This window comes from Anaerostipes sp. CAG:276 (genome assembly GCF_000432215.1).
GTDB classification, from domain to species: Bacteria; Bacillota; Clostridia; order Lachnospirales; family Lachnospiraceae; genus Anaerostipes; species Anaerostipes caccae.
Genome location: NZ_FR889195.1, coordinates 74,661 through 98,215 on the forward strand (window position 1 = coordinate 74,661; position 23,555 = coordinate 98,215).

At 45.4% G+C, this 23,555-nt stretch carries 19 protein-coding genes and 1 pseudogene; 4 read left to right on the forward strand and 16 right to left on the reverse strand.

The features are described 5' to 3' along the window. Nucleotides 1-2: 2 nt before the first annotated feature. Nucleotides 3-1,034, reverse strand: coding sequence for a dTDP-glucose 4,6-dehydratase (gene rfbB, locus QVP35_RS10050; RefSeq protein ID WP_022261113.1), 1,032 nt, complete (start codon nucleotides 1,032-1,034; stop codon nucleotides 3-5). Between the two features lie 17 nt (nucleotides 1,035-1,051). Further along, nucleotides 1,052-1,933 carry a glucose-1-phosphate thymidylyltransferase RfbA gene (gene rfbA, locus QVP35_RS10055; RefSeq protein WP_009290166.1) on the reverse strand — a complete coding sequence of 294 codons (882 nt, stop codon included), beginning with the start codon at nucleotides 1,931-1,933 and terminating at the stop codon, nucleotides 1,052-1,054. Nucleotides 1,934-2,008: 75 nt separating this feature from the next. Here rfbA and QVP35_RS16725 point away from each other — a divergent pair, with 75 nt between their 5' ends. Next, the gene (locus tag QVP35_RS16725; protein WP_353307804.1) at nucleotides 2,009-2,095 is read left to right on the forward strand and encodes a putative holin-like toxin; all 87 of its coding nucleotides are present in this window, start codon (nucleotides 2,009-2,011) and stop codon (nucleotides 2,093-2,095) included. A gap of 305 nt (nucleotides 2,096-2,400) precedes the next feature. Here the strand turns inward: QVP35_RS16725 and QVP35_RS10060 are convergent, their stop codons facing one another. From QVP35_RS10060 to pdxR, 3 genes are all read right to left on the reverse strand, one after another. Beyond that, nucleotides 2,401-3,588 (reverse strand): MerR family transcriptional regulator, encoded by a 1,188-nt coding sequence (locus QVP35_RS10060; protein ID WP_009290167.1) that lies wholly within the window; start codon nucleotides 3,586-3,588, stop codon nucleotides 2,401-2,403. A gap of 184 nt (nucleotides 3,589-3,772) precedes the next feature. Continuing rightward, on the reverse strand, nucleotides 3,773-4,213 hold the full coding sequence (locus QVP35_RS10065) for an HIT family protein (RefSeq protein ID WP_006568202.1): 441 nt from the start codon (nucleotides 4,211-4,213) through the stop codon (nucleotides 3,773-3,775). Nucleotides 4,214-4,326: 113 nt separating this feature from the next. Then, the gene (gene pdxR, locus QVP35_RS10070) at nucleotides 4,327-5,652 is read right to left on the reverse strand and encodes a MocR-like pyridoxine biosynthesis transcription factor PdxR (RefSeq protein ID WP_442852526.1); all 1,326 of its coding nucleotides are present in this window, start codon (nucleotides 5,650-5,652) and stop codon (nucleotides 4,327-4,329) included. A 290-nt stretch (nucleotides 5,653-5,942) separates the two neighbouring features. Here pdxR and QVP35_RS16730 point away from each other — a divergent pair, with 290 nt between their 5' ends. After that, nucleotides 5,943-6,527 carry a DMT family transporter gene (locus QVP35_RS16730; RefSeq protein WP_227081669.1) on the forward strand — a complete coding sequence of 195 codons (585 nt, stop codon included), beginning with the start codon at nucleotides 5,943-5,945 and terminating at the stop codon, nucleotides 6,525-6,527. Next, the gene (locus QVP35_RS10075; RefSeq protein ID WP_227040696.1) at nucleotides 6,415-6,726 is read left to right on the forward strand and encodes a DMT family transporter; all 312 of its coding nucleotides are present in this window, start codon (nucleotides 6,415-6,417) and stop codon (nucleotides 6,724-6,726) included. The genes QVP35_RS16730 and QVP35_RS10075 overlap by 113 nt, the downstream gene beginning before the upstream one ends. Before the next feature lie 65 nt (nucleotides 6,727-6,791). Here QVP35_RS10075 and QVP35_RS10080 read toward each other — a convergent pair whose 3' ends face one another. From QVP35_RS10080 to QVP35_RS10125, 10 genes are all read right to left on the reverse strand, one after another. Beyond that, nucleotides 6,792-7,406: a hypothetical protein gene (locus QVP35_RS10080; protein ID WP_009290171.1), complete on the reverse strand. Its 615-nt coding sequence runs from the start codon at nucleotides 7,404-7,406 to the stop codon at nucleotides 6,792-6,794. A 19-nt stretch (nucleotides 7,407-7,425) separates the two neighbouring features. Beyond that, nucleotides 7,426-8,964 (reverse strand): Hint domain-containing protein, encoded by a 1,539-nt coding sequence (locus QVP35_RS10085; protein ID WP_009290172.1) that lies wholly within the window; start codon nucleotides 8,962-8,964, stop codon nucleotides 7,426-7,428. Nucleotides 8,965-8,978: 14 nt separating this feature from the next. Continuing rightward, nucleotides 8,979-10,067: a hypothetical protein gene (locus QVP35_RS10090; RefSeq protein WP_009290173.1), complete on the reverse strand. Its 1,089-nt coding sequence runs from the start codon at nucleotides 10,065-10,067 to the stop codon at nucleotides 8,979-8,981. 10 nt (nucleotides 10,068-10,077) lie between these two features. Continuing rightward, nucleotides 10,078-10,830 (reverse strand): hypothetical protein, encoded by a 753-nt coding sequence (locus QVP35_RS10095; protein WP_009290174.1) that lies wholly within the window; start codon nucleotides 10,828-10,830, stop codon nucleotides 10,078-10,080. A 14-nt stretch (nucleotides 10,831-10,844) separates the two neighbouring features. Beyond that, nucleotides 10,845-12,194, reverse strand: a complete 1,350-nt coding sequence (locus tag QVP35_RS10100; protein ID WP_022261115.1) for a hypothetical protein — start codon at nucleotides 12,192-12,194, stop codon at nucleotides 10,845-10,847. Then, a complete protein-coding gene (locus tag QVP35_RS10105; RefSeq protein ID WP_022261116.1) occupies nucleotides 12,134-15,532 on the reverse strand; it encodes a hypothetical protein in 3,399 nt (1,132 codons plus the stop codon). The genes QVP35_RS10100 and QVP35_RS10105 overlap by 61 nt, the downstream gene beginning before the upstream one ends. Further along, complete coding sequence (locus tag QVP35_RS10110; RefSeq protein WP_009290179.1) at nucleotides 15,529-16,347, reverse strand: hypothetical protein; 819 nt, start codon at nucleotides 16,345-16,347, stop codon at nucleotides 15,529-15,531. The genes QVP35_RS10105 and QVP35_RS10110 overlap by 4 nt, the downstream gene beginning before the upstream one ends. Continuing rightward, nucleotides 16,319-17,599, reverse strand: coding sequence for a hypothetical protein (locus QVP35_RS10115; RefSeq protein WP_009290180.1), 1,281 nt, complete (start codon nucleotides 17,597-17,599; stop codon nucleotides 16,319-16,321). Before QVP35_RS10115 ends, QVP35_RS10110 begins: the two co-directional genes overlap by 29 nt. A 12-nt stretch (nucleotides 17,600-17,611) precedes the next feature. After that, nucleotides 17,612-20,356 (reverse strand): DUF6603 domain-containing protein, encoded by a 2,745-nt coding sequence (locus tag QVP35_RS10120; RefSeq protein WP_225103774.1) that lies wholly within the window; start codon nucleotides 20,354-20,356, stop codon nucleotides 17,612-17,614. A 220-nt stretch (nucleotides 20,357-20,576) separates the two neighbouring features. Beyond that, a complete protein-coding gene (locus QVP35_RS10125; protein ID WP_009290182.1) occupies nucleotides 20,577-21,386 on the reverse strand; it encodes a LytTR family transcriptional regulator in 810 nt (269 codons plus the stop codon). 342 nt (nucleotides 21,387-21,728) lie between these two features. Between QVP35_RS10125 and QVP35_RS10130 the strand changes: the two genes are divergently transcribed. After that, complete coding sequence (locus QVP35_RS10130; protein WP_009290183.1) at nucleotides 21,729-23,153, forward strand: helix-turn-helix domain-containing protein; 1,425 nt, start codon at nucleotides 21,729-21,731, stop codon at nucleotides 23,151-23,153. A gap of 37 nt (nucleotides 23,154-23,190) precedes the next feature. On the opposite strand, the pseudogene QVP35_RS10135 reads toward QVP35_RS10130, so the two are convergent. Further along, nucleotides 23,191-23,555 (reverse strand): annotated as a pseudogene (locus QVP35_RS10135) (polysaccharide biosynthesis C-terminal domain-containing protein); the annotation flags it as partial.

Genomic DNA, 23,555 nt, shown 5'->3' on the forward strand with positions numbered 1-23,555 from the left:
CCTTACTCCTGTTCTAACCTTTTTCCGTATTGGTTCTCAAAATAGTTTGCATATTCACCGGACAAAATATTCTGCCACCATTCTTTGTTGTTAAGATACCATTCGATTGTCTGACGGATTCCCGTATCAAATGTATACTTTGGTTTCCATCCAAGCTCTTTCTCTATCTTTGCCGGATCGATAGCATAACGCATATCATGTCCCGGGCGGTCTGTCACAAATTTGATCAGGCTTTCCGGCTTATCCAATGCTTTCAGTATGGTCTGCACAACCTCAAGATTTGTGCGCTCGTTGTGTCCGCCTACATTGTAGACTTCTCCCGGCTTCCCTTTATGAAGGATCAGATCGATGGCTTCGCAGTGATCAGACACATGGAGCCAGTCTCTGACATTCTCTCCTTTTCCGTATACCGGCAGTTCCTCATCTGCCAGCGCCCTGCTTATAATAAGCGGAATCAGCTTTTCCGGGAAATGATACGGTCCATAGTTGTTGGAACACCTGGAAATCGTCACCGGCAGTCCGTATGTGCGGTAATAAGCCAGGACAAACAGATCTGCGCTGGCCTTGGAGCTGCTGTATGGACTGGAGGTGTGGAGAGGTGTATCCTCTGTAAAAAATAAGTCCGGACGGTCCAGAGGAAGATCCCCGTACACTTCATCCGTCGATACCTGGTGATACCGTTTTACCCCATATTTTTTTGAGGCATCCAGAAGCACTCTCGTTCCCATCACATTGGTGGTCACAAAAATACCGGGATCCGTGATGGAGCGGTCTACATGGCTCTCCGCCGCAAAGTTTACGACCATGTCAAATTGTTCTTTCTCAAACAGGTCCATGATAAATACTTCATCTGCAATATCACCTTTTACAAACTTGTAGTTCGGTTTATCCTCAACTGGTTTTAATGTTTCCAAATTCCCCGCATAGGTGAGCAGGTCCAGATTCACAATCTCATCGTTGGGGTATTTGTTCACCATATGATGCACAAAATTCCCTCCGATAAATCCGGCGCCGCCGGTCACTAAAATCTTCATAAATGTTTTCTCCTGTCTTACTTGTCTATATACTTTCCATTCATAACGTCTAGGAGGTACTGTCCGTACTGGTTCTTTTTCAGAGGCTCAATGTCTTTTAACAGCTGGTCCCTGGTGATCCAGTGCTGAAGATATGCAATCTCCTCCGGGCATGCAATCTTCCTGTGCTGGTGTGTCTCCACTGTTTTGACAAAGTTGGTCGCCTCCACGAGAGATTCATGTGTCCCCGTGTCCAGCCATGTGAATCCCTGTCCAAGCAGGGTAACTTCCAGTTCTCCATTTTCCAGATAGATTTTATTCAAATCTGTAATCTCTAGCTCACCTCTGTCCGAAGGTGCAAGGTTCTTTGCATACTCTACAACCCTGTTGTCATAAAAATACAGTCCCGTCACACAGTAATTGGACTTTGGATGTTCCGGCTTCTCTTCTATGGAAATGGCTTTACCGTCAGAATCAAACTCTACGATGCCAAACCGCTCCGGATCATCTACATAATAGCCGAATACCGTTGCCCCGCTCTTTTTGTTGGCCGCCGCCTGAAGCCGTTTCCTGAGCCCGTGCCCGTGGAAAATATTGTCCCCCAGAACCATAGCCACATTGTCATCACCGATAAATTCTTCTCCAATGATAAATGCCTGTGCAAGCCCGTCCGGTGAAGGCTGAACTGCATAGGAAAGCTCGATGCCAAACTGGTGTCCGTCTCCTAAAAGCGCCTCAAACCGGGGTGTGTCGTCTGGAGTGGAAATGATCAGAATCTCCCGGATGCCTGCGTCCATGAGCACAGACATCGGATAGTAGATCATCGGCTTGTCATAGATCGGAAGCAGCTGCTTTGACGTCACCATGGTCAGCGGATACAGCCTTGTCCCGGAACCGCCTGCTAAAATAATTCCTTTCATAATAAATATTCCCTTTCTCTTTGTCCGTTATCAGTTAATGTCATTGTAGTGGGTGACGTAACGTAATGGTCAAGAATCAATTCTTTAATGATAACGTTTGGAATGTTCATCCTGGCACTGCTTGGCTATATAGATAGGAAAAACAAGTGGAACAAAGTTTAAAAGTCCCTCATTTTTGAGAAACTTTTAAACTTTGCGTGCCGGATGCGATTTGCCAATGCAAATAATTTCCTTACGCATCCGTGCACAACCCGCGGAGCGTTTTTATGTTATAGGAGGTTCCGCAGGAATTTCCTATAACATAAATAAACCTACCTTTGTACTTGGCCAGTCAAGGTAGGTTTATTTCTTAACTTCGAGGCTAACCACCAACGTGGGCAGTTTGCTCCTTTCTTTATCTTTAATATAACATTATTTTGGCTTATTGTAAACCATCTATCTTCCTTTTATTTACATCTATTTTCTTGTCATTTCTCTTTCTTTGACACAAATACACCAGCCTGCTTTGTAATTTTTACTTGTCCCTGTGTATCTATTTTCTTTTTCAGAAACTTCTTAAATTCCATCTGGCGGTTATTTAATATCTCATTCTGGTTCCCATGACAGGAAAGAATATAATCCAGCAGAGGCTCTGCCTCGGTAACGATTAAAGCATCCTCATACTCTATCTTTTTCACATCCGCAAAATACCTTTTAAGAACAGCTTCCCCTTCATCCAGGCCAAACATATCAAAAAGATTTACTTCCGACAGACTAATGCGCGGATCAAACTCCTGGACCAGCATCGTGACTTCCTTCATATGCTCTTTTCCATAAGCGCTGCAGTAAAAAATCCCGTCATCTTTCATCACTCTGCATATTTCCTCTAGTGCCTTTTGAAGACTGCCAACATAAAACAGCACATGATTGGCAATAACCCGGTCAATGGTCTTATCAGAAAACGGTATGTTCTGGCAGTCAAACCTCCGAAATAAAAAATCAGGTCCCCTCACCCCTCCAAGATTCTTTTGGGCATCAGACAACATCCCTTCCGAGATATCCGATAGTATGACTTTCATACCTGACAATTCTTTTGTTTGTTCATTTTTCCACATCTGTCCATTGCCGCAGCCGACCTCAAGCACTGTATCCGCATCCTTGAAATCCACAAGAGAAAAAAGCCACGGAAACCACCCCTGTTTATTTACAGAAAACCTGTCATGCAGGCTGATTCTGATATCCAGGTTTGTGGAGTTTTGATAGTGTTCTACCAGAGTCCGCTCCATACTCGTCATATGGATCAGGCCGAGAATCTCATTCCAGTCTACCTCGCTGGTCTCTTCAATTATTTTTGTCGTCTTTCGCAAAGCTTCTTCCATCAGCTTCAAATGCTCTGCTTTTTTATGAAGCAAGTCCGCCTGCATCTGAAGCGATTTTGTAATATCTGATACATCATCGTTGATTGTCATATTTTTGATCTCTTCCAGCGAAAATCCCAGATATTTTAAAGACAGCACCTTTTGGAGTTTTAAAAAGTCCTGATCAGTATACATCCTATATCCCGCATCATTGCGGAAGCTGGGCTGTAAGATACCTTTTTTATCATAATACCTTATCGTCCGGATGGTCACTTTCGCCCTTTTGGCAAATTCACCGGTAGTATAACACTTCTGCATAAGATTCCCGCCTCCCTCGCAGTTTCTATCTACCAGTATAAGTGATTCGGCTTTTGCCTACAAGCCCGTGTACCCACACGAACTTTCCTGTGGCGGAACAACGCGGGCAGGACCACTTCAATTTTCCTATGAAATAAAACAGCTGAACAGAACCCTTTCACCGGAATCTGTTCAGCATCACTCATTATTTTATATTTAATTCCTTTTTAAGCTGACCGATCATTGTCTCATATTCTTCATCGGCGAGAAATTTTGGTTCATCATTTCCAATGGCAAAAGCTCCTCCGAACTCAAATCCGCCCTCATATTTGGGAACCAGATGAAAATGCAGGTGAGGCAGCTTGTCCCCGTAAGCGCCGTAGTTGATCTTTGTACATCCCCAGAGTTTTTTTATAGCTCTTGCAGCTGCCGCTACATCATCTATGTAATCATGTCTCTGTTTTGGTTCCAGGTCAAACAGCTCACTCTTATGCTCCGGCACTGCGACTACACAGCGTCCTAAATGAGCCTGATCTTTAAACAGGTATAAAACCCCCTCCTTCATCTGCCCCACTTCGATCATCAGATCCTTTCGCCCCTGATGGTCCGGGTCACAATAAAAACAACCTTTTTCCTTTACCGCCATAGCATTCTCCTTTTGATTACAAACTGATTACATTATGGTTATATTATATTCCTTTTATGAATATAATTCCAGCAATTTTATATTTATTTTTTGATCAAAGATGGAATCTGCCATTAAATCCATTCTTTCCACGCTGCTCTCAGCCGTTCCACACAATCAGGAATATCCTCTAAAGAAATTTTGGCAAAGCCTAAAAACAGAGAATTGGGCGGACAGGCAGCCTTTTCCTGCCAAAACTCCATGGTCGGATACACTTTTACCCCATGCTCAAGTGCTTTCCGGATTAACTCATTTTGATCAGCCTGCGCGGCAAACCTTAAACGAAAATATTGCCCGGTACCGTTGCCGGATATTTCAATCCTGTCTTTTACATCGGCTAATTCTTCTGAAAAACGTTCCAGCCGCCTGCGGAATATATGGTTCATCCTCCTGACATGGCGGTCATATTGACCCGTTTCTATCAAACGTGCAATGACATACTGATTAAGGAGCGAAACCGTACTGTTGTAATTTTCAAACCTGTGAAAATAAGCTTTCAGCAGCTTTGGAGGCAATATCATATATCCCATGCGCACTGAAGGGGAAAGCGCTTTTGAAAATGTTCCAAGGTAGATGACACGGTCATCTCTGTCTATGGACTGCAGCGCCGGAATAGGTTTTGAGTAATATCGAAACTCGCTGTCAAAGTCATCTTCCATAATAAAGGCATCATTCTTCTGCGCCCATTCAAGAAGTTCATACCGGCGGCCGGCGGATAAGGTGACACCGGTTGGAAACTGATGGGATGGAGTTGAGTAAACGGCGCAGGCATCAGACACACGTGGAAGTTTGGATACTACGATTCCATGTTCATCCACAGGAACCTTCTGCACATTTATATTGTTATTAGAAAATACCGCTGCCGCTTTATGAAATCCCGGTTCCTCCATTAGAATCGTCTGCCTTCCAGGCGGGAACAGCCTGCAGAGATAGTCTAAAGACTGCTGTATCCCACATGTGATAATGATTTGATCTTTGTCACAGGTAACACCTCTGATCCGCTGCAGATAAGACAGCAGATTTTTTCTCAGGTATAATTCTCCCTGCTTATCCTGACAGGATGATATTCTGGCCTCGTTTTCCAGCATATCCAGGCATTCTAACGTACAGAGTTTCCAAAATCTCTTCGGAAACAGATCGCTTGTCTGACTGCTGTTTGTCAAATCGTACAGAATGTCAGGCTGTTTTCTTTCCACAGGCATCGCTTGTTTTAAACGGATCTGAACCGGTCTCTCCCTGCTGACAGTAAGTTCCGGAACCTTTGCGGCAGTATATCCAATCCCTTTTTGCGGTATGATATATCCCTCCGCGGCCAGCTGGCCATAAGCACTGTTTACCGTATTCCGGCTAACCCCCTGCTGCCGGTTAATACCTGACCTTCCTTGATAATGCCGTTTAATATTTCCTCTTTTATTTGTGTATAAATCTGCATATACAAAGGTTCATTGTTTTTTCTGTCAAGAATAATCATGAAATCCCTCTCCCGGTGGTACTATTTTTTTAGTATATAGTGGGTCTTTTCATAGTTCCAGTGTAAGTGTATCATGTTTTAAACACAAAGGAAACCTGCACAGACGGAGGACAGACTCTTGAAGATTATCAAACGGAACAACGAAACAAAATATGTACTGCTTGAGCTCTTAGCAGTTGCATTCCTTGCAGCAGGAGGCATTTTGTAAAACTCAGCTCACTGACTCCTGTCAGCACCGGGTTTTACAGAGTTCTTTTTTCACTCCCTCTGCTGCTGCCTCTGGCGTTCAGGGGCCTGCGAATTTTAACCAAAAAGGATGTACTCATTTTATTTCTGGCCGGAGTTTTCCTCGCCGGTGATGTAGCATTGTGGAACCTATCTTTCAGCTATACATCCGTAGCAAATGCAAACTTACTTACAAATCTGACGCCTTTTACTGTGATACCGGTCTCATACTTTTTATTCCGGGAAAAGATACCGAAGTTATTTTTAGCAGGAGCTGCGGTAACCTTAATCGGAGTCTTTGTTTTATTGGGCGGAAAGATCAGCCCACTCCGGTCAAACTATTTTGGAGATTTTCTCGCCTTTAGTGCTTCTTTTTTCTATGCGGTTTTTATCCTGATCTCCTATCGTTTAAGAGACAGATACGAAAGCAGTGTCATCATGTTTGTAAGCGGGTTCGGAAGCGCCCTTGCATTGGGGGGGCACCTCAGTTTTAACAGAGGGCATCCAGATTCCCCATGGGACAGAGCAGCTCTGGCCGCTATTGGGACTGACCCTCTGCCTTCAGGTCATCGGACATAACCTGCTGGCCCACTGCCAGGGAAAGCTCAGTGTGAACCTTTCCTCGATTGTATGTTTATGCCAGCCGGTCATCGCCTCACTTTATTCTTATATTATTTTTTCCGAAGTTCTTTCTCTAAGGGAAGTCCCGGGAATTGCCATTGTGATTGCCGGTGTATATTTAGTAAAAGCCCAGTATTCTAATAAAATCCAGAAATAAGAAGCAAAAAAAGCCTGTATATGCAGGCTTTTTCTGACTCACGCGGCATACCTGGCTTTTTAGTCTCAGGCCTGTGCCGTCTCCTTCAAGAAGTCTTCAATCATAAACATGTTCATCGTGTCTGTGACTTTTTTACGGTTTGTCTTCCACACGGAAAAATAGATCTCATCGAGAGTGAATAAGTCTATACTTCCAAGAAGCTTAGAAGTATCCGCTTTCAGGCTGAAAGCATATTCCAGCTCTTTTTCCTCTGTTCCATCCTCCTTTTTAGCAGAACGGTAATACAAAAACGCCTGCTGTACATAGATACGGATAGACATTGGATTAAAGCCGCCGCCTGCTTTCTTAGGATCGCTCATACTGTTCACGGTACTGTTCAGCTGAGTCTCCATATCCGCAACCTCTTTATCTCCTTCTTTGGCACCCATCAATTTCCTGACTTCTTCCACCATCTCCTGTATGGTCATTCCCTCCTGGCCTGCAGAATCTGTCGGCGCCAGCAGGAGCATCATGACGTCCCCATCTTTTTCAAGCGCCGCCACAAAATGATTTTTCAGCAGCGTAAATTTCACTCCCGCATTGATGCGTACAGGAATCGCCACATTGGTCCCTGTCCCTCCTTCCATAACTATTTCCGGTTCCTTTGGTACTACCTCGCTTGGTTCTTTTGGATCAGGCATAATGTTTCTCCTTTCTCTTTTATGATAAATTTTTAAACTTCTCTAAATCATTCAGGATATCCTGTGAAAGCTTCGGTTCCGGCTTCTCCATACTGTTTTGCTTTCCGAAGTCTCCCACATAAAAACCATTGGCAAAAAACCCTTCTCCATCTTCCAGTTCCAAAGAATATACCCGGTCATAATAAGGCTCGTCATAAACCTCATCCACCGGACTGTACAGTTCTCCATCCATACAGATCTGTTCTGACCCAGTGAGTTTCCCTGCCTGTTTCCATCCTTCCTTTGTCATGACCGGATGGTCCATTGTCATCATGATGGTTTTTTCTCCAGCCTTTATATATTTCAAAATTTCTTCATTTCCAGTATAAATATTGCTGACCTTTTCATAATTTCCCTTGGCGGAAGCCACATAATCCCCACTCTTTACATCGCACACCGGTATACTGCCCCGGTCCCTTGTTTTGATCACAGCTTCTTTTTCAAGGCAGCCCCAGAGCAGGTGCATACAGGGGATCTCTACAACATTGCCTCCCTCATATTTTTTAGGAACCAAATAGCTGTCCATCTGCAAAGAATATCGATACCCGTCTGTACATGAAAACTCTATATCCATAGATAAATAAAAATCATCTTCCCCTGCCACGCCGCCCTGGCTGATAAAACTGTTCCACGCCTGAGGCAGAACTAACAGATATCCTTTTGTAAAGCTCTGCGATATCTGAGGATAATATGGAAACATGTTGTACCACTGAGATGCGGGGATTAATTTAATCTGCTGAAAATTCTGAAACTGCACTGTGGAATGTCTGGCGCTGTAAATATAAATATCTCCCTGTACTCTGGGAGCTTGGGCCGCCTGCTTTCCTGCGTCCAGCTCAAACTGCACGGCAATCGGCAGATAAACACAAAAATTACTGTTCCTTCTCTCGGGGTTGGCATAAAAGTAGTCCGATGTACCCATGGCATCTGTACGAAAATAAACAATGTTGATCTTGGATCTCCCGGCTTTGGGCTGCGGATGAAGAACCTGGCCTTTCCCGATAATATCCAAACCCGCACCAATAACCGCGGTTCCCTTCATATTTCCTGCCTTAACCGGCTTCCAGATGTCAGGAACCCTTAACATATAATTGATTTCTGCCTGTATTCCGGACAGTTCGTCCTGTTCCATCTGTATATTTTCCTTGATCATAAGAAAACTGCACTGTGGTACCGAATAAGAAAAAGTCCATGTTTTTCCCTGCCCATTCCAGACTTTCAGCTTTGCAATCAAATAATCGGGTCCGCCCGATTTATGGATCTTTCCATTTACGGTCAGTATCTTTTTCTTTGGATCATAAAACAGCTTTAATTTTTCAAATTCCTCCCATCCGTCAAAATCGGCATCCTGTGAACTTGTCCTTCCCTCTTCCTTCCGGTTTCCGGCCTGCTTTTGTGCCGTTTTCATGTCTTCATACAATGCCGGGTATTCCTCTTTTAATTTCTGCTCTCCTCCAAATATACTGATGAGGATCTCTTTTTCTTTCCCCTTAAAAAGTTCTGTCTGTATTTCCCGCATAACATACCCCTTTCTTACCCTCTGTAAATATACTGACTGCTGTCCTCATAAATATTTTCAATTTTCGTCCTGACGGTACGAAATTCAAACAAATACTGATTACCCGTATTGGAGATCACTCCGGCCCGGAGCAGAAAGTCCGCAAAAAGCCCGTCTCCGCTGTCATAAAGATTCCAGAATTCCTCTGCGAGTTCTGTGTAAATACGATTCTCTGCCGTTTCTTCAGGACTGTTTCCGTCATTATATTTTCTGCTTCTGAGAAAGTTAAAAACACTTTTTTCATTTACTTTCAAATAATCCACCAGCTTATATACCGGTGACCTGGGAAGCACACCCCACATGTTTTTTTCATCTGCGTGATTTCTGTCAAAGTCTGAAAAATGCTCGTGATCCGGATGCTGCCTGACATAAAGTCTTACTGACCAGTCAAAGATCGATCCGGCGTAACTGTACATAAATTTCTGCTCCGCCGTGGGACTGACAGCCCCCAGCGGATCAGCAAGTTCTTCCGACAGGTCTTTCATCCATGGCATATCCCATTTTCGCTGATCCCAAAGTGCTTTCTGTAAAAATTCACTTGTAAGATCATCTCTCCCGATCCCGATTGTCATCTGATTGGCACATCGGATAACGGAGTGGTACTCATTCCGGAAAAAATAAAATTTTCTTCGGTCGCCCGGTTTTCCTTTTATTTTATACGTCTCCGATCCTTCTCCCTGAATCTCTGCCGAGAATTCACCGGCAGTATAGTGTTTCCCACTGACTGCAAAGTCAGCGTCCGCCGGTTTTTTTGTATGTTTCTGCATAGGAACAAATTCCCTGACAAAAAGTTTTATCGCTTCTTTTCTTTTTCTCCACCGATCCGCTTCATGGTTTCCTGCAGGCGTAGTGGCAAGCTCCAGCTGAAAGCATGTCCCGAATCCGGGAATCGTTATCCTTGTATCTGCGGTTACATCGACGAGCTTCTCCTCGCCATTCCAGATAGAAGCAATGGTCTTGCTGTCCTGGTCCATCTCAGCCGGCGAACCATCCTCATTGACGAGAAACAGATATACTTCTTTTACCTCTTGTTCCGTACCGATCGTAATACTTTCGTAAGCCATATGAACCTCCTTATTTCAATTCAAATGGATAGATGTCCGCAAATTCAATCTTTCCCTTTTCTCCTGCATCGCACCGGACAGAAAGTGTTACAGTCTCTCCGCCTGTCCTGGCAAAAGAAGCGCGCCCGGAAGCATTTTTGGCAAATGTAGTCTTGTGATCCGACGCCTCGATGATGACGTCCTTTCCATCATTGTTCGCAACCCTCCACGATAGCTCATATTTTTGCTCATTTCCATTCTTCATCATCACATATTTGAGCCTCTGGATTTCCGGTGCATCCGACCTTCCCGCCTTAACCGTTTTTTCTTTATATCCGGTTTCTCCGCCGGCTGTCAGAATATCGTATCTGTATACGGTGTATTGGTTCTTTAACACATAACTTCCTGAACGCCCCTCAACTCTGCCGATTCCATGATCCAAATACCCAAAAGCAGTTTTGGTCAGCTGAAAATCAAATTTCGTCTCCTCACCGGAACCAGCAGGGGACACAGAAATTCCTTTAACATCCTCTCCCCCGCTGAGTTTGGCTGTAATCTCTTTTTGTACACTCTCCCTGTCCTTAACTGCTCTGAGAATTACGGTCATTGTTTCATAAATATAGATTTCTATCTCTCCATTACAGTCAACTTTCCAGTTGTATGGATAAATTATACAGAAATCGCAGCCCGGACAATCCCATTCAATCTTCAGAAGTTCTCCTGCAGCCGCCTCGTATGTCTGACCCGGGCCAGTGCCGTTTATCTTAAATAACTTCACTTCCATGGCATTCCCCTTTCTTAAATCGTGATCTGATACTCTTTTCCTGTACCTTCATCGTAGCCTTCTACATACATCGTCACCAAAATATTCTCTCCGGCCCTTGCCGGGTCTGTCCCCGTCAAGATCTGCTGCCAGCTTCCCTCCGTACCCAGATCCTCACCTCCCTTTATGTCGTAAAGTTCATTTCGTTCACGGTCCTGAAAAACAATGCGGATGGATTTGGCTGTATTATTGCTTCTCAGTTCATAAAGCTTCCACAGCACATCCAAAATTTGAAAGCCTTTATAAAATGTAATGGTCTTCTGGAAATGTACGACATCCATTCTCTCATCCTCTGTTCCATAGTAAACAGCACTTTCCACAGATGTATTTTTTCCCTCTGCGGTCAGAACAACAGGGCGTCCCGGCGTATACTCACTGAGATTCGCCGACCCGGATGCAAAGCTTGTGGAAATACCGTTTATTTTAATGCGATCCCCGCAGCATACGTCCCACTTAATCTTTTCTTCCTCATAGTCGGCCCAAAACTGTCTCAGGCAGAGCGGCAGTACCTGGATCGAAATTTTTCTTGTATCCTTCTTCTCACCGTTAACTGCTTCCAGCGTATATTCCGTCGTATCAGAAACAGTCACTAACTCACTGCTCTTTGCCGGATCGATTTCCTTCTTTGACGCTCCGGTATACAAAAACAGCTTTTGGGCGTTTTGGACAAACCAGCTGAGCCTGACCTGCTCTCCCGACAGAGCACATCCCGACTCGGGATAAAAATCCTGAACCTTCACTGTGTGATCCTGTTCTTTTTTTATTTCCAGTCCATATTCCTGCGGATCTTCTGCAAGAATCCCGACTGTGCACCGGATGGCAGCAGTACCTTCTACGGCAGTGGTCACCACGTTTTCCATGGTCAAATCCATAATCTGTTGATCTTTCATTGTCCACGCCTCGCCCGGTGTTAAAGCATAAGTAAATGTTTCTTCCTCCTCAAACCTGCATGCATACCACCCCACATTTCCGCTTCGCTTTTTTTTCTGTTTTTTCAACTCTATAAATTCTTCTTTTGAAACATCCACCACAGTCCAGTCATCTATTTTGAATTCTATCTGTCTGAGGTTCTTCATTTCTGCAAAATCAGTGCTTTTCGCTCCCGCCGGGAACGCATACTCAATCTGGCTGATCAGCGGTTCTTCATCCTGATCAAATTTCACCCTGATCTCCAGCTTGTTTTTGACCGGAGATATATGACTGTCAGAAACAATCAATTTATTTTCTCCCACAGTCTCAAATGTAAATTTTCCTTCCACCACAGTCACCCCTTTTCTTGCACACCGGCCTTCAGCAGCAGCCAGCCTTCTTTGATCTGTTTCCACTCTTCTTCCTGGTCCGTATCCAGCCACGGAGGCTTGATGTCCCGTTCCTCATTTTTTATTCCCGGTTTTTCAAAGGATAAAAAACTCCATTCTTTTTCCATAGCTTTGGGAAGAAACATCTGCAGCTGGCTTTGCGGCGTCAGGAAAGGGCCGTAAAATAACGTAAGATAAATGTTCTCCATGGCCCGCTCTGTCCATGCTTCACTGAGCTTCATTTCCCTGACCGGAAGCAGCCCCGTCGTCATGCTGATATTTCCTGCCGGATGAAACAAAACAGTCAGTCTTGCAGGCAAAGCGTCTTTTGCGGTTTTCATGTTCAGTGTTGTATTCTGATCCAGATATGCCGTCCTGATCTTCGCTCCCTTCTCTCTCCGGCACTGATGAAATACAGAAAATCCGCCGCCCTCTCCGTGCAGATAAAATCCTGCAGTGCCGTCTGTCTGGCGGACTTCATCTCCGATGCGGAGGGGGATCGAAAACCGTTCCAGGAGAGACTCTGCCCTTTCACTGTCATCGTAAATCATAGGCACAGGACTGCTGCCCTTCACATCCACCTCAATCTCGATTCCTGCCAGAGCCAGAGGCCTTCCCATGCCGGCCTGGATCTGCTCCTTGGCGGTACCCCCTCCGGATCTGCTTGTCCACATACTGTCATCGAGAGCCTTTAAAAATTCCGGCAGCGCGGACGGTTCTCTCCTGCCGGCTTCTAAAAGCCCTTCCGCAAATCCCCGGAGTCTCGGTCCCATCCCGTCTAAAATCTCCTTTTCTTTTCTTGTCTGTCCAGGCGGATTTCTCAGAGAAATTTCATACATGCCGCTGCCGTCCATCCTTATGGTATTTTGAATACTTCCGGCCATGGTGCCGTCCGGATGATAGATGTGCAGACAGGAATCCAAAAGGTTCACCCACAGCCATCCAAAAACCGGTGACAGTTCATCGCCTATACCTGTCTCCTCCATAATCCAGCGGCTTTGAATCCTCATAGGCGCCAGAATTCTCGGTCTCAGCAGAAACCTCGGTGCAGGATTCTCCTTTCCCATACGAAGGTTCTCAGGCACGATGACATCCCCTACATCGTACTTCAGCACCCTCCCAAAGCTGTCGATCACCCGGACCCGGTCAATCTTTCCGAAACCAGCCCTTATAGGATAAAAGGCCTCCTCCGGCTTTCTCTGGTTTCTCTTCGACTGATTCAGGTCCTCGTAAAGCTCTGTCCCCTGAACGGCCCGGGAAGTCAGTGCCGTGATTTCCTGATCTAACGTCCGGTTCATCCACGGAGCCACAACCACACTCTCCTTTCTGGTGATCAGTTTGTCATGAAAACCGTCCAGATTCTGTGACAAAATCTTCATTCCCGCCATCTTATTGCCTATATCCCTGTACTTCTCGTCTGAGACATATTTTTTGAACATCCCTGACAGATAGTCAGACCCATATGGCGACAAAATACATCTGCCGGTGAAAGGCTCAAAGACTTCCTCCCCGATGGTTTCTCCTTCATAGTCAAAATCCGTCTCGCTAAGCCTCCAGTTCTCAAGGCCTGAAGCCCCCTCTTTTATCTTCGGGTCAGGATAATACTTCATGCTCCACTCAAGGATCAGGGGATTCCACGCCGGAGACCAGATATAATTTCCAATGGGGCTGGCCAATGTCCCCCCGCATAGGTTTTCTTGTCTGTTAAGACAGTCCTCATATGCCGTGACCGCATGAGACATCAGCCTTGTATCTCTCTGTTTTTTATACCGGCGAAGAAGCTTGTCTGCCGTGTAGAAAATACTGCCCCGGGCAGTCAGTACCCCCTCCCGTACAAGCTGTTCTATGACCGGCTCTCTGATCCGCTCCGTTCCCTCTAAAAGATGTTCGCCTGAAATCCTGGCTTCTTCCCCCTCCGTAACTCCGGAAATCTTCACTATGACTTCGGAAATGAGATCTTTCCGCCTGCGCTCTGGTATTTTACTGTCAATTTTATATTTTTCCAGCCGCTTATAGATGCTGCTCTGGTCCGCCCCTTCCAGCAGGAACGTAAGGTCTCTCGGCCTCCAGTACCTCTCTCCGGACGTTTCGATCAGCACTTCCCCGTCTCCAAGCAGAGCTCTGAGTTTTTTTACCGCCTCCTGCTCCACGAATTCCTCATGTTCCCTTTTCTTTTCCAGACCAGTAACCGCTTCCATTCTCTGTGAAATTCCGATCCTTGCCTTTTCAAGAAATTTGGGGTCCATCGCGTATTTTCGCCAGAGCAGATAGATCTCCTGCCGTTTTTCTTTCATCTGTTCCTCATATTCCTCCTGATGTTTTCTGCTGCGGGAAATTTCATAAAGGATCTCCTCTCTTTCCCGAAAACAACCGGCTTCTTTTCTCTGAATTTTAATCTCTTGCCTGGAGGGTTCCGGGCGGAACTGGTACTGTTTGACCTTCTTCTCCCCCTCCAGAGCCCCGTCAAGTTTCTCCCAATCGGACAGGGTCCCGAAAAACAAATGCTTCAGCACTTTTTCCATCTCCGGCTGCTTCAGATAATAGCTTCCGAGGGCTGCTGCCGCCTCTTCCAGCGAATTCCCCACCGCCACATTGGGTATATTGGTGCCGCTTGGGATCCCTGTCTCATAGCTGCCGTAAGGACCCGTCCATTTGATTCCGGTGACAATTCCATGGCACACCGCATGATCTCTGGGGTCCTCATTCTCCGTCCAGCCGCACACGATGTAAGTGAGCCTTATAAAATCCTCCGTCCCTTCTCTGACCTTGAGATCAGAGAGACTGTCATAGCAGCCAAGGACATTTTTACACTCCGGATAATATCCGCTGAAATGAGGTTTCCCCGTACTCACTGCCGAAAGATGTGAAAAGTGCTCTCCAGGAGAAGTCACCACCCCGTCCCAGTCTCTCATTTTGCCCAGAAACCGGTACGGCTTTTTGGGATCATCATATCCGATGGACGTGTACTGTTTGTCGCTGTCTGGGAACGCCGATAGAAGATCGCTCTCAAGAATCCAGTTTTTTCTTCTCAAAACCGGTTCCTTTCCTTCGCTTTCCAAAACCGCGATCCTTGTCACCGTCCACCGGTTGGGAAGGTCTGGATAGACGATATCCCCGCCTTCCTCCTGCTGGCTTCCGTGGGTATACTCCTCCGGAAGAATGAAATGCAGATGTACCCCGGGCTCCTCTGTGCTGCTCTTCTCCGTAAATGTTTTGCTCTCCATGTCATCTCCCGTCGGCGCTGCCAGCAAACTCCGGTAATTTTCATTGATGTTAGCTATGGGAACATTTCCGCTGCCAAACACGGCGGCTTCCACATGGATCGGGAGCAGACGCATTTCTTCAAGATCATCTGAAATCCTCATTTAAGTTCCTCCTCCATTGTAAATACTCCGGTCTGTGCGTTTTGTATCATCTCCAGGGCAAATTCCGCCGATGTCATATTCTGAAGCCCTGCTGCTTCCTCCAGTCTGGCCGCCGAGGCCTTTACATCGATCACCCTGTTTTCTTTGGATTTCAAGACAAGCTCTGCCTGTCTGCCGCCCAGCTTTCCCTCTTCGATGTCCCGGACCGTTTTCTTCATTATCCCGTCTTCGGTAAAGAACCCAAAATGAAGTCCCTCCGGAGGCTGCGCGATCTCAAGCCGCCGTATTTCTCCCTTAAAAATTCCCAGAAGAACCTGCCGCCCGAGAGTTTCAATCCGAAGCGCCTTTAAAGGTTCTCCTCCCTCCCGCTGGTCATATGCCCGAAATTCCAATCCCCGAAAATTTTCTGTTAACACGGAGTTCAGCAAAAATCCACTGATCACTTCCGGGACTTGTTCTCCTGTATCCATGTACTCTCTATCCTGGAGTTTCAGGCGCACCTGCTCATTTTCCCTTAATGCCTGACGGTAAATATCCACAATCAGTTCTGTGTCGTGGGAATAATCGATGGACGCATTCCTTCCCACACTGCAGATCCCGTCCAGCATCGCCAGCACCCAGTTGTGATCCACCTGAAAAAAGTTCAGGCTGTCCTTTTTCAGCATATCCGGCACCGGAAACAGGTACGCTGCCGGCACATGATAAAACAGGCTTGCCTCTTTTAACATTTCCAGCACTGATTCCGGAAATTCTTCGGTGTCCAGCCCCTCAAAATAGCCGGTCCGGTCACAATTCCCCTGAATCCATCGTCCCATCGTCCTCATCTCCTTTCCCGGCTGCCAGCTGTCCCGCTGCCCGGACGCATGCGTTTATCAGCTGTTCCCCCACATCTTTTCCCTCTGCCGGAATCCGGTCAAGAAGCTGGCTCTGCTGAAAGTTCTTTGCCGCTTCCGAGCAGTGATCCAGTCTCCAGGAAACCAGCTCTCTGCACACCGTCAGATGATTCATGGATACCATCCGTCCCAGCTGCCATGCGCATGCATAACTCACATCCATCATTCCGCAGTCGGGGTCATAAAAATAAAATTCATCCGAGAATATCCGGTATCTGGGTTTCATCTGCTTCTCTCCGTATGGAATCCACGGTCCCCGATACCAGGAAACCGTTTTGCTTCCATCCCTGACATCGTGGTTCACCGGACAGTACCCCCGGCTTAAAATATCCAAAAGTTCCCCCGGCTTTCCTTCCGGGTTCACTGCCCTTTTCAGCACGCCGGGAGAAATTCTCTTCAAAGCCGCCCGAAAATCACAGGGTTCCTTTGTGACTGCAAACTCCCATGTATACAGACAGATCAGACGCACAAATTCTGCATTTTCAGGAATGGTGATCCCTTCATACTCTTTCAGAGAAACCACATAAACTTTATGAGCAGTCTTTTCCCCCTTTTCCTCCGGCTCTTTCGGATACCTGTTGGACACCAGGCAGGAAAATGTCCCGTTTTTGACCAGAGGATCTGTGACCTTATCATCAAGCTTCACCTGCCTTACATGGGTGAGCAGTTTTCTCTCTTCCGGATCTGTGCACAGCCGGCGGAATAATTTCAGGGGAATATCCACAATCTCACATGTTTCATCCCCGGTTTCGGCATCGCTGTTCTGTAACCGCAGGTGTTCAGAAACAAAAATACCCTGTTCTTTCTGACAGCAAACCTCTGCCGTTTTCATCGCGCGCTTCTTCACTCCCTCATCCTCCGTACAGAGGAATACAGCCAGCCCCGGGCTTCCGTCCCGGCACCCGAACTCCCACGGCAGAGTCCCCCGGCTGAACACAATATGGGGAAGACAGTTTGAAAACTCCCCTTCGCTCCCTGCCGCCGGATAAACAGAATACACCTCTCCGGGGTCCATCGAAAATCTTTTTGCCGCAGCGACCAGATGAATCGTCTCTTTGCTCTGCTTTTCCGTACCGTCTTCTCTGATCCCGGTATTTAATCCTATTTCCAGCTCATAAAGCCCGCTCTTTATTTCAGGCAGGTCTTCATCTGCAAACCTCATGCTCACTTCCATAGCCGGACCCCCTTAATTTTTATCTCTCCTGCATCCCGTACTCCTCATTTCCACCGGCGCCGAGAAGACTTCTTTAAAATGTGCTGCAAAATGATCCATATGGATCTGGTCTTCCGCCCTGACTCCAAACTCATTCAATTCCAAGAGCCATTCACTTCTCTTATCATTTTTTGCAATGGAATCCTCCATCTCTTCTCCCGTAAAATCCTTTCCCTCTATAATTTTGGTCTTCTCCCATATAAAATGCTCCGGACAGCGGTACTCCTCATTTTTTAAGAGCTGTGCCAGCCGGTACCACGCCGGTCTTCCTTCTTTGTCCGGCGGTATGAAATGTCCGGTCTTTTCCCCGCCCCAGACAGAAAGTCCCATGCATGCGTCCTTTATCATGTCCTGGTTCATATCCGGCTGCCGGCTGTTCCACAGGGCCCTGGGAACATTTTTACAGACGGGCCGGTAATTCACTGCTGTCTCCGACATCGTTCCATCCGCGTGATATCCGTAAAGATGAACGTCCAGCGAAGCATGGAGTCCCGTAATCCCCATAGGGTATATGCCATATCCCGGGTCCTTAAGCTGTTCACCCTTTTTGTTCACCTGTGCAGACACAACCGGCAGGGCGCTCTCAATTTCCATCTGAAACTGCCTCGCATTTATGTAATGGTATTTGAGCCCTCCTTTCTCCCTTTCTCCAAGATATCCTCCCTGAGGATTCATTCTTGCAAGTTTCAGCGGTTCTTTGCTCTTTTCACTAATATCAGAGGAAGAAACTTCACCTTTTATACCTCCGCTGAAGTCCGGAAGAAATTCTGTATAAAACTGATTCCAGTTAAGCCTTGGCGGCTGATTCGGGCTTCCTGTATTGAACTTTATAGTAAAAGAGATGATAAACCATTTTATATGTGCGGTTCCGGAAAATTCAGGTCCCCATAAGTGCAGGTCCGCACCCAGTTCGATCTTAAAAGTCTTATGAATAAACAAAAGGTCCAGGCGGTAGGACGCTCCCACACTCACTCCTATGGAAATATCGTAGTGAAACGGCTTCCACTGGATCAGAAAGTCTGCATAAGCATGACACCAGGCCGCAAGCTTTCCTATATGATAATTAAGTTCCAGTTTTCCCCCAGCCATCAGACAGTTTGGCGTCAGTGCAAAATAGGCTTCTCCGATCAGTTCCAGATGATCACTGATTTTCCAGTTCAGCCCCACCCGGTCCACCGCCGGATAATGGCCTCTCTGAAACTGAGGGTGGTATCCTCCCACAGAGAGCACAAAATCTCCTGCATACTCTCCCTTAAACCAGGAATAAAAAGCAAAGCCTCCGGTGAGTCTGGCATCTCTGCAAAACAGGTAAGAGTCATTTGACATGGCTCCCTCGATCAGCAGAATCCCGTCACCTGGCGAGAAGACCGCTCGCAGATTCAGGCATCCGTAGACAACCGGATCGCTGCATTTGGGAGGAAGGGAGATCTCAGATGTCCCCAGAAGGGAGAGTTCAAACTTCGTCCCAAATTCCACGTTAACGATCACAACCGACTCTACGATGCCAAAGGATGTAAATTTAATCCCCGCCGTCAGAAAGTTCATGCCCTCACACGGTTTTATATGGTCACTCAGAGTATTCAGAGCCTCGGAAGCTCCTGTTCCCGGCTTTAAAGTTTTACTCGTGCCTCTGGCCGCTGCCACAAAAGGAAAGTCCTTAACTCCGGACAGAGGAGGTATGTTAATTTTCCGGTTCAGTCCAAATCCTGCACATAATCCGGTAATATAAAAACAGGGAGGTCCTCCGAACGCGTAGTCCAGCATAAGATATATGAAAAAGGAAGGCTTGTCTGTCTGTTCTGTCAATCCGTAAGAGCCAAGGGCTAAAAAAGTGAACTTCTCAAACGCCACTGTAACTTCCCCGTTATAGAGCCGTCCGGGTTCAGCCACATACAAACCTCCTGAGATCATCAGCGGAGGTTTTTTCACCGTCACTGCCATGCCTCTTAACCCAAACTGAAAATCAAATTTCGGACCGGGCTTGATTCCCAGAGAAAGCTCCATGAAGTCAAGCGTCAGTACCGAGATCGTCAGCCCTGCGTCCACACACACCCGGATTGTTCCGTCCTGAAACGCTCCTCCGATTTTTTTTACAATACAAGGGCCGATTTTTTTGTTCAGCTCCATCCAGTGTACGCCGGATTTCTTTTCTTCTGCCGGAGATAAAGACTTGTGTTCTTCAATGTCCTGCTGAGGAAGCTTAACGTCCTCATCTCCGAATTTGTACCCGCTTCCCGAAAAACTGGCCTCTATAAGGCACTGTCCACGGAATCCCCCTTCTTTCTGGTATGAGGCCTGCATATAACGGACTTTGATCAGATCCTGCTCCCCCAAATATTTTCCCATCACGGGCAGGTTGTGAAGCCTGCAGTAGATTTCAGGATATAGTCTGAGACTGTAAATTCCTTCTTTTATTTTGGCAGCAAACAGAAGTCTCCTGTTTTCGGCAGTGCTGATCTCCATTAAAATTTCTTGTTTTCCTGCCTTGTATAAGGCTCCTGCTCTTCTAAGCTCCATTTCCCAGTTCAAAAATTCAGGAAGATCCAGTGACAGACTTTCCGTGACACCCGACAGGCTCAGCTTGTGATGATTTTCGTTTTCCCATCCCGCACCCAGACAAAGCCCGTCCTCTCCATAGACAATCGATGAACGGAAAGGCTCTCCTGCTATATGCACCCCTGTCTGGAGTGCCGCCTTAAGTTTTGGTTCTTCTGCCACATGATCACCCCCGCCATAAATAAACAAAAAGATCTCTCAGCATAGAAGGATCTTCTTATTTTTACCGCCATGTATATGCTTGTTCAACCCCCGATGTCATCTGTTTTTCAAAAGACCCTGCGGTTTTGCTGCAATTCTTGCCTTTTACTATATCGGGGTTTTGTTACATTTTCAATCATATTCTGTCAATGACTGCTCTGGACAAGTCAATAACCAAATATTATATATAAATTTCGTTTTCTCTCTGGTTCACTGTACACAGAATCTTTTCTTTGATGTTCCTGTATTTTTTCTCAGGAATGGGAAGTTCGATTCCCTGGCTGATCGTCAACTGGTATCTCTTAATTCCGGTAATATATCTGCTGTTGACAATAAAGCTTCTGTGTGTTTTTATGAAACCTTCTCCGACTTTTTTCTCCAGATTGGATATAGATTCCCTGGACAGAATATCCCTGTTCAGACAATGGATCACACTGTCTGTATTTTTTGCTTCTATATACACAATGTCTATATTTCTTATAACATAAGTCTGATCATGTTTCCCACAGGCAATAAGACGGCGCCGATTTTGGCTGAGCAGTTTTCTAACATATTCATATGTCTTTGCTCCCATGGAGCGAGGAAAATATTTATTATTTTTATGGAATTCAATCGGATTTGATACATGAAAATGAAGCAGTTTAATTTTCTGCCCCTCTGTCTTCCATATAAGAGAAATGCTCTGAACTGCACCCAATACCTCACTGCTTCCCTGTGAAGCAGCAACTTCCATCCACCCTGCTACAATAAAAATATCATCACTGTTTGCAACTACCTGAAATTCTTTTTTAAGAATATCACATCTGGGTACATCAATATTTTTAATGTATTCACAAACCTGTTCATATCCTTTGATGCACTCTCCGTCCGCGGCTCCGATCCACGTTACATCCGGATGAAGTTTTTGGATTAAAAGATTTAAATCCTGATGATAAAAGCTTTCAATTACTTGCCTGGTTAATTCTTCTGCCTGATGATAAATTGAGATCATATTCAGTCCTCCTTTGCGTTTCTGTGGAAGTATTGCTCCCGCACACTTAAGTCAACCGCCTGTATTCTCTCTTTTCCATTATATCATATTGATCAGTTTATTAAGTTCCCGGTTTAATATTACAAATTTTGCGGCAGAAGACTACTGTGCCCGAAGTACAGTAGTCATAAAATAAAAAAATATGTACATAATAATTAAGCAAGTTAAATTTATGTCCATATTGTTTGACACTTTTTTTATCTATTAATATCATGGATTTTTTCCCATTTAATTGGAAACATTTTTAATTCTTTATATAATAGTTACCATACGAAAAAAATTTATTACACAAGGAGAAAAGCAATGTCATTATTTTCTGAAAAACTGTCTTACTATATTAAAAAAACCAGATTGACACTGCTTTTTTTATCCTCGGTCAGTGATCTTGACGTCAGTTATATATCTAAAATCAAAAAAGGAGAACGTCTTCCGAGGAATAAAGATCTCTTGGTCCCTCTGATCAATGCCCTCAGATTATCTCCTTCTGAGAAAGAAGATCTTTGGAATGCCTATAAAATTTCCTTCATTGGAGAAGAACGTTTTTTGCAGCATCAGGCTGTAAAAAAGTTTCTTTCATCTATTTCCAACGCTGAAGGAGAGTCTGTGATCTGCAGCTTTGCGCATCAAATTCCCAGCAGTTCTGTGTATTACGGAAAGACAGAAGTTGACCATATTGTAAAGGCTGCAATTGAATCTGAGTGCTCTAAAGAAAATGGATGTATCCAGATCGTTGCCCAGCCGGATTACCAGTTTCTGATGGAGCTTCTGTCCTCTGTAAGCCTTTGCTTCCCTAAAATGGAGATGACCCAGATAGTATGTCTGCAGACAGGTTCCGAGGCTGGCAAGTTAGCTTACAATGTGGAAAGTCTAGGGGCAATGTATCCTCTTCTGTCTTGTACCGATTCTTACCGTGTCAAATATTATTATGATGATATACCTGCTCATATTAACCATATGAATGTCATGCCATTTTTTATTTTGACTACTGACTGCACAATTTCGTTATCGGCTGATTATACTTTGGCAGATGTCTCCTCCAATCCGAAACGGCACAAGCTTTATACTTCAATTTTTAAAGAAATGTTTTTCCACACGGAAGATTTGATATTTCATGAGTACAAAGTAAATATAGTATCGGACAGCCCTAAAGAAATTGCTGCTTCCAAAAAATCTTCATTTGCAGAACTTTCGGCATCACCGTTTCTGTTGCCTTATTATTCAGACAGAGCACTAAAAGAAATGGTCAGAAAGGATACATCTGATTTTACATCTATTGTGGACTCCATCCTGTCGTATGCGGAGAAAATGAGATACATGGTACAAAATTCAACCAGTTTTCTTAGTTTTTTTACTGAAAAGGGGACCATAGATTTTTTTGAGAATGGATATCTGTTCGGATTTTCTGAAGAGTTGTTTTATCCGATGAAAAGAGAGGATACAATTTCTGCGCTTAAAAAATTGTGTTCAAAACAGGAACTCACCCATCACACTCCTTTGCTGCTGAAGCCTGGCTGCATGGCGCTCAGCAACAATTTTAGAATCTTTTCGGACTCAAGATCAAATACAGTACTGTTCCAAACAGAAAAAACCTTTTCTTTAGCAGAGCAGAGCCTGGCTGTTTCTATAAAGGACTTTCTAAAATACATCGTACACAGTGATGAAATATACTCTGTGGATGACACTGTCAAATTTATTCAAAAACAAATTCTCTTTCTGGAAAGACTTTAAAAAGACCGGGGCTCTGTGGCCCCGGTCTTTTTTCTGCTCATATATATTTTTTCTGAGCCCGTTTCCCGAACCACACCGACACGCCGGTCCCTATCACCCATCCGACGGGCCAGGCAGCCCATATGCCTGCGGCCCCAAAAGGAACGGACAGCACATAGGAAAGGGTCACCCTCGCGATCAAATCGACAAATGTGGAAGCCATAAATCCTTTCATTTCACTCATGCCCCGAAGCATGCCGTCGCATACAAACTTTACACTGACCAGTGCGAAGAACGGAGCATTGATCCTTAGAAGATCAACTCCCACTCCCATGCTCCTGACTGCCTCTGCAGAGTTTCCGGAAAGAAACAGCCCCATTGCCTGCCGGCTGAAGACCAGACAGAGAACAGAAAATACGGCGG

What these genes read in the sequence shown, in the direction of transcription:
- rfbB (WP_022261113.1), bottom strand. Translation starts at nt 1,034, where the DNA reads ATGAAGATTTTAGTGACCGGCGGCGCCGGATTTATCGGAGGGAATTTT.
- rfbA (WP_009290166.1), bottom strand. Translation starts at nt 1,933, where the DNA reads ATGAAAGGAATTATTTTAGCAGGCGGTTCCGGGACAAGGCTGTATCCG.
- QVP35_RS10060 (WP_009290167.1), bottom strand. Translation starts at nt 3,588, where the DNA reads ATGCAGAAGTGTTATACTACCGGTGAATTTGCCAAAAGGGCGAAAGTG.
- QVP35_RS10065 (WP_006568202.1), bottom strand. Translation starts at nt 4,213, where the DNA reads ATGGCGGTAAAGGAAAAAGGTTGTTTTTATTGTGACCCGGACCATCAG.
- QVP35_RS10080 (WP_009290171.1), bottom strand. Translation starts at nt 7,406, where the DNA reads ATGCCTGATCCAAAAGAACCAAGCGAGGTAGTACCAAAGGAACCGGAA.
- QVP35_RS10085 (WP_009290172.1), bottom strand. Translation starts at nt 8,964, where the DNA reads ATGCGGGAAATACAGACAGAACTTTTTAAGGGGAAAGAAAAAGAGATC.
- QVP35_RS10090 (WP_009290173.1), bottom strand. Translation starts at nt 10,067, where the DNA reads ATGGCTTACGAAAGTATTACGATCGGTACGGAACAAGAGGTAAAAGAA.
- QVP35_RS10095 (WP_009290174.1), bottom strand. Translation starts at nt 10,830, where the DNA reads ATGGAAGTGAAGTTATTTAAGATAAACGGCACTGGCCCGGGTCAGACA.
- QVP35_RS10105 (WP_022261116.1), bottom strand. Translation starts at nt 15,532, where the DNA reads ATGAGGATTTCAGATGATCTTGAAGAAATGCGTCTGCTCCCGATCCAT.
- QVP35_RS10110 (WP_009290179.1), bottom strand. Translation starts at nt 16,347, where the DNA reads ATGGGACGATGGATTCAGGGGAATTGTGACCGGACCGGCTATTTTGAG.
- QVP35_RS10115 (WP_009290180.1), bottom strand. Translation starts at nt 17,599, where the DNA reads ATGGAAGTGAGCATGAGGTTTGCAGATGAAGACCTGCCTGAAATAAAG.
- QVP35_RS10125 (WP_009290182.1), bottom strand. Translation starts at nt 21,386, where the DNA reads ATGATCTCAATTTATCATCAGGCAGAAGAATTAACCAGGCAAGTAATT.
- QVP35_RS10130 (WP_009290183.1), top strand. Translation starts at nt 21,729, where the DNA reads ATGTCATTATTTTCTGAAAAACTGTCTTACTATATTAAAAAAACCAGA.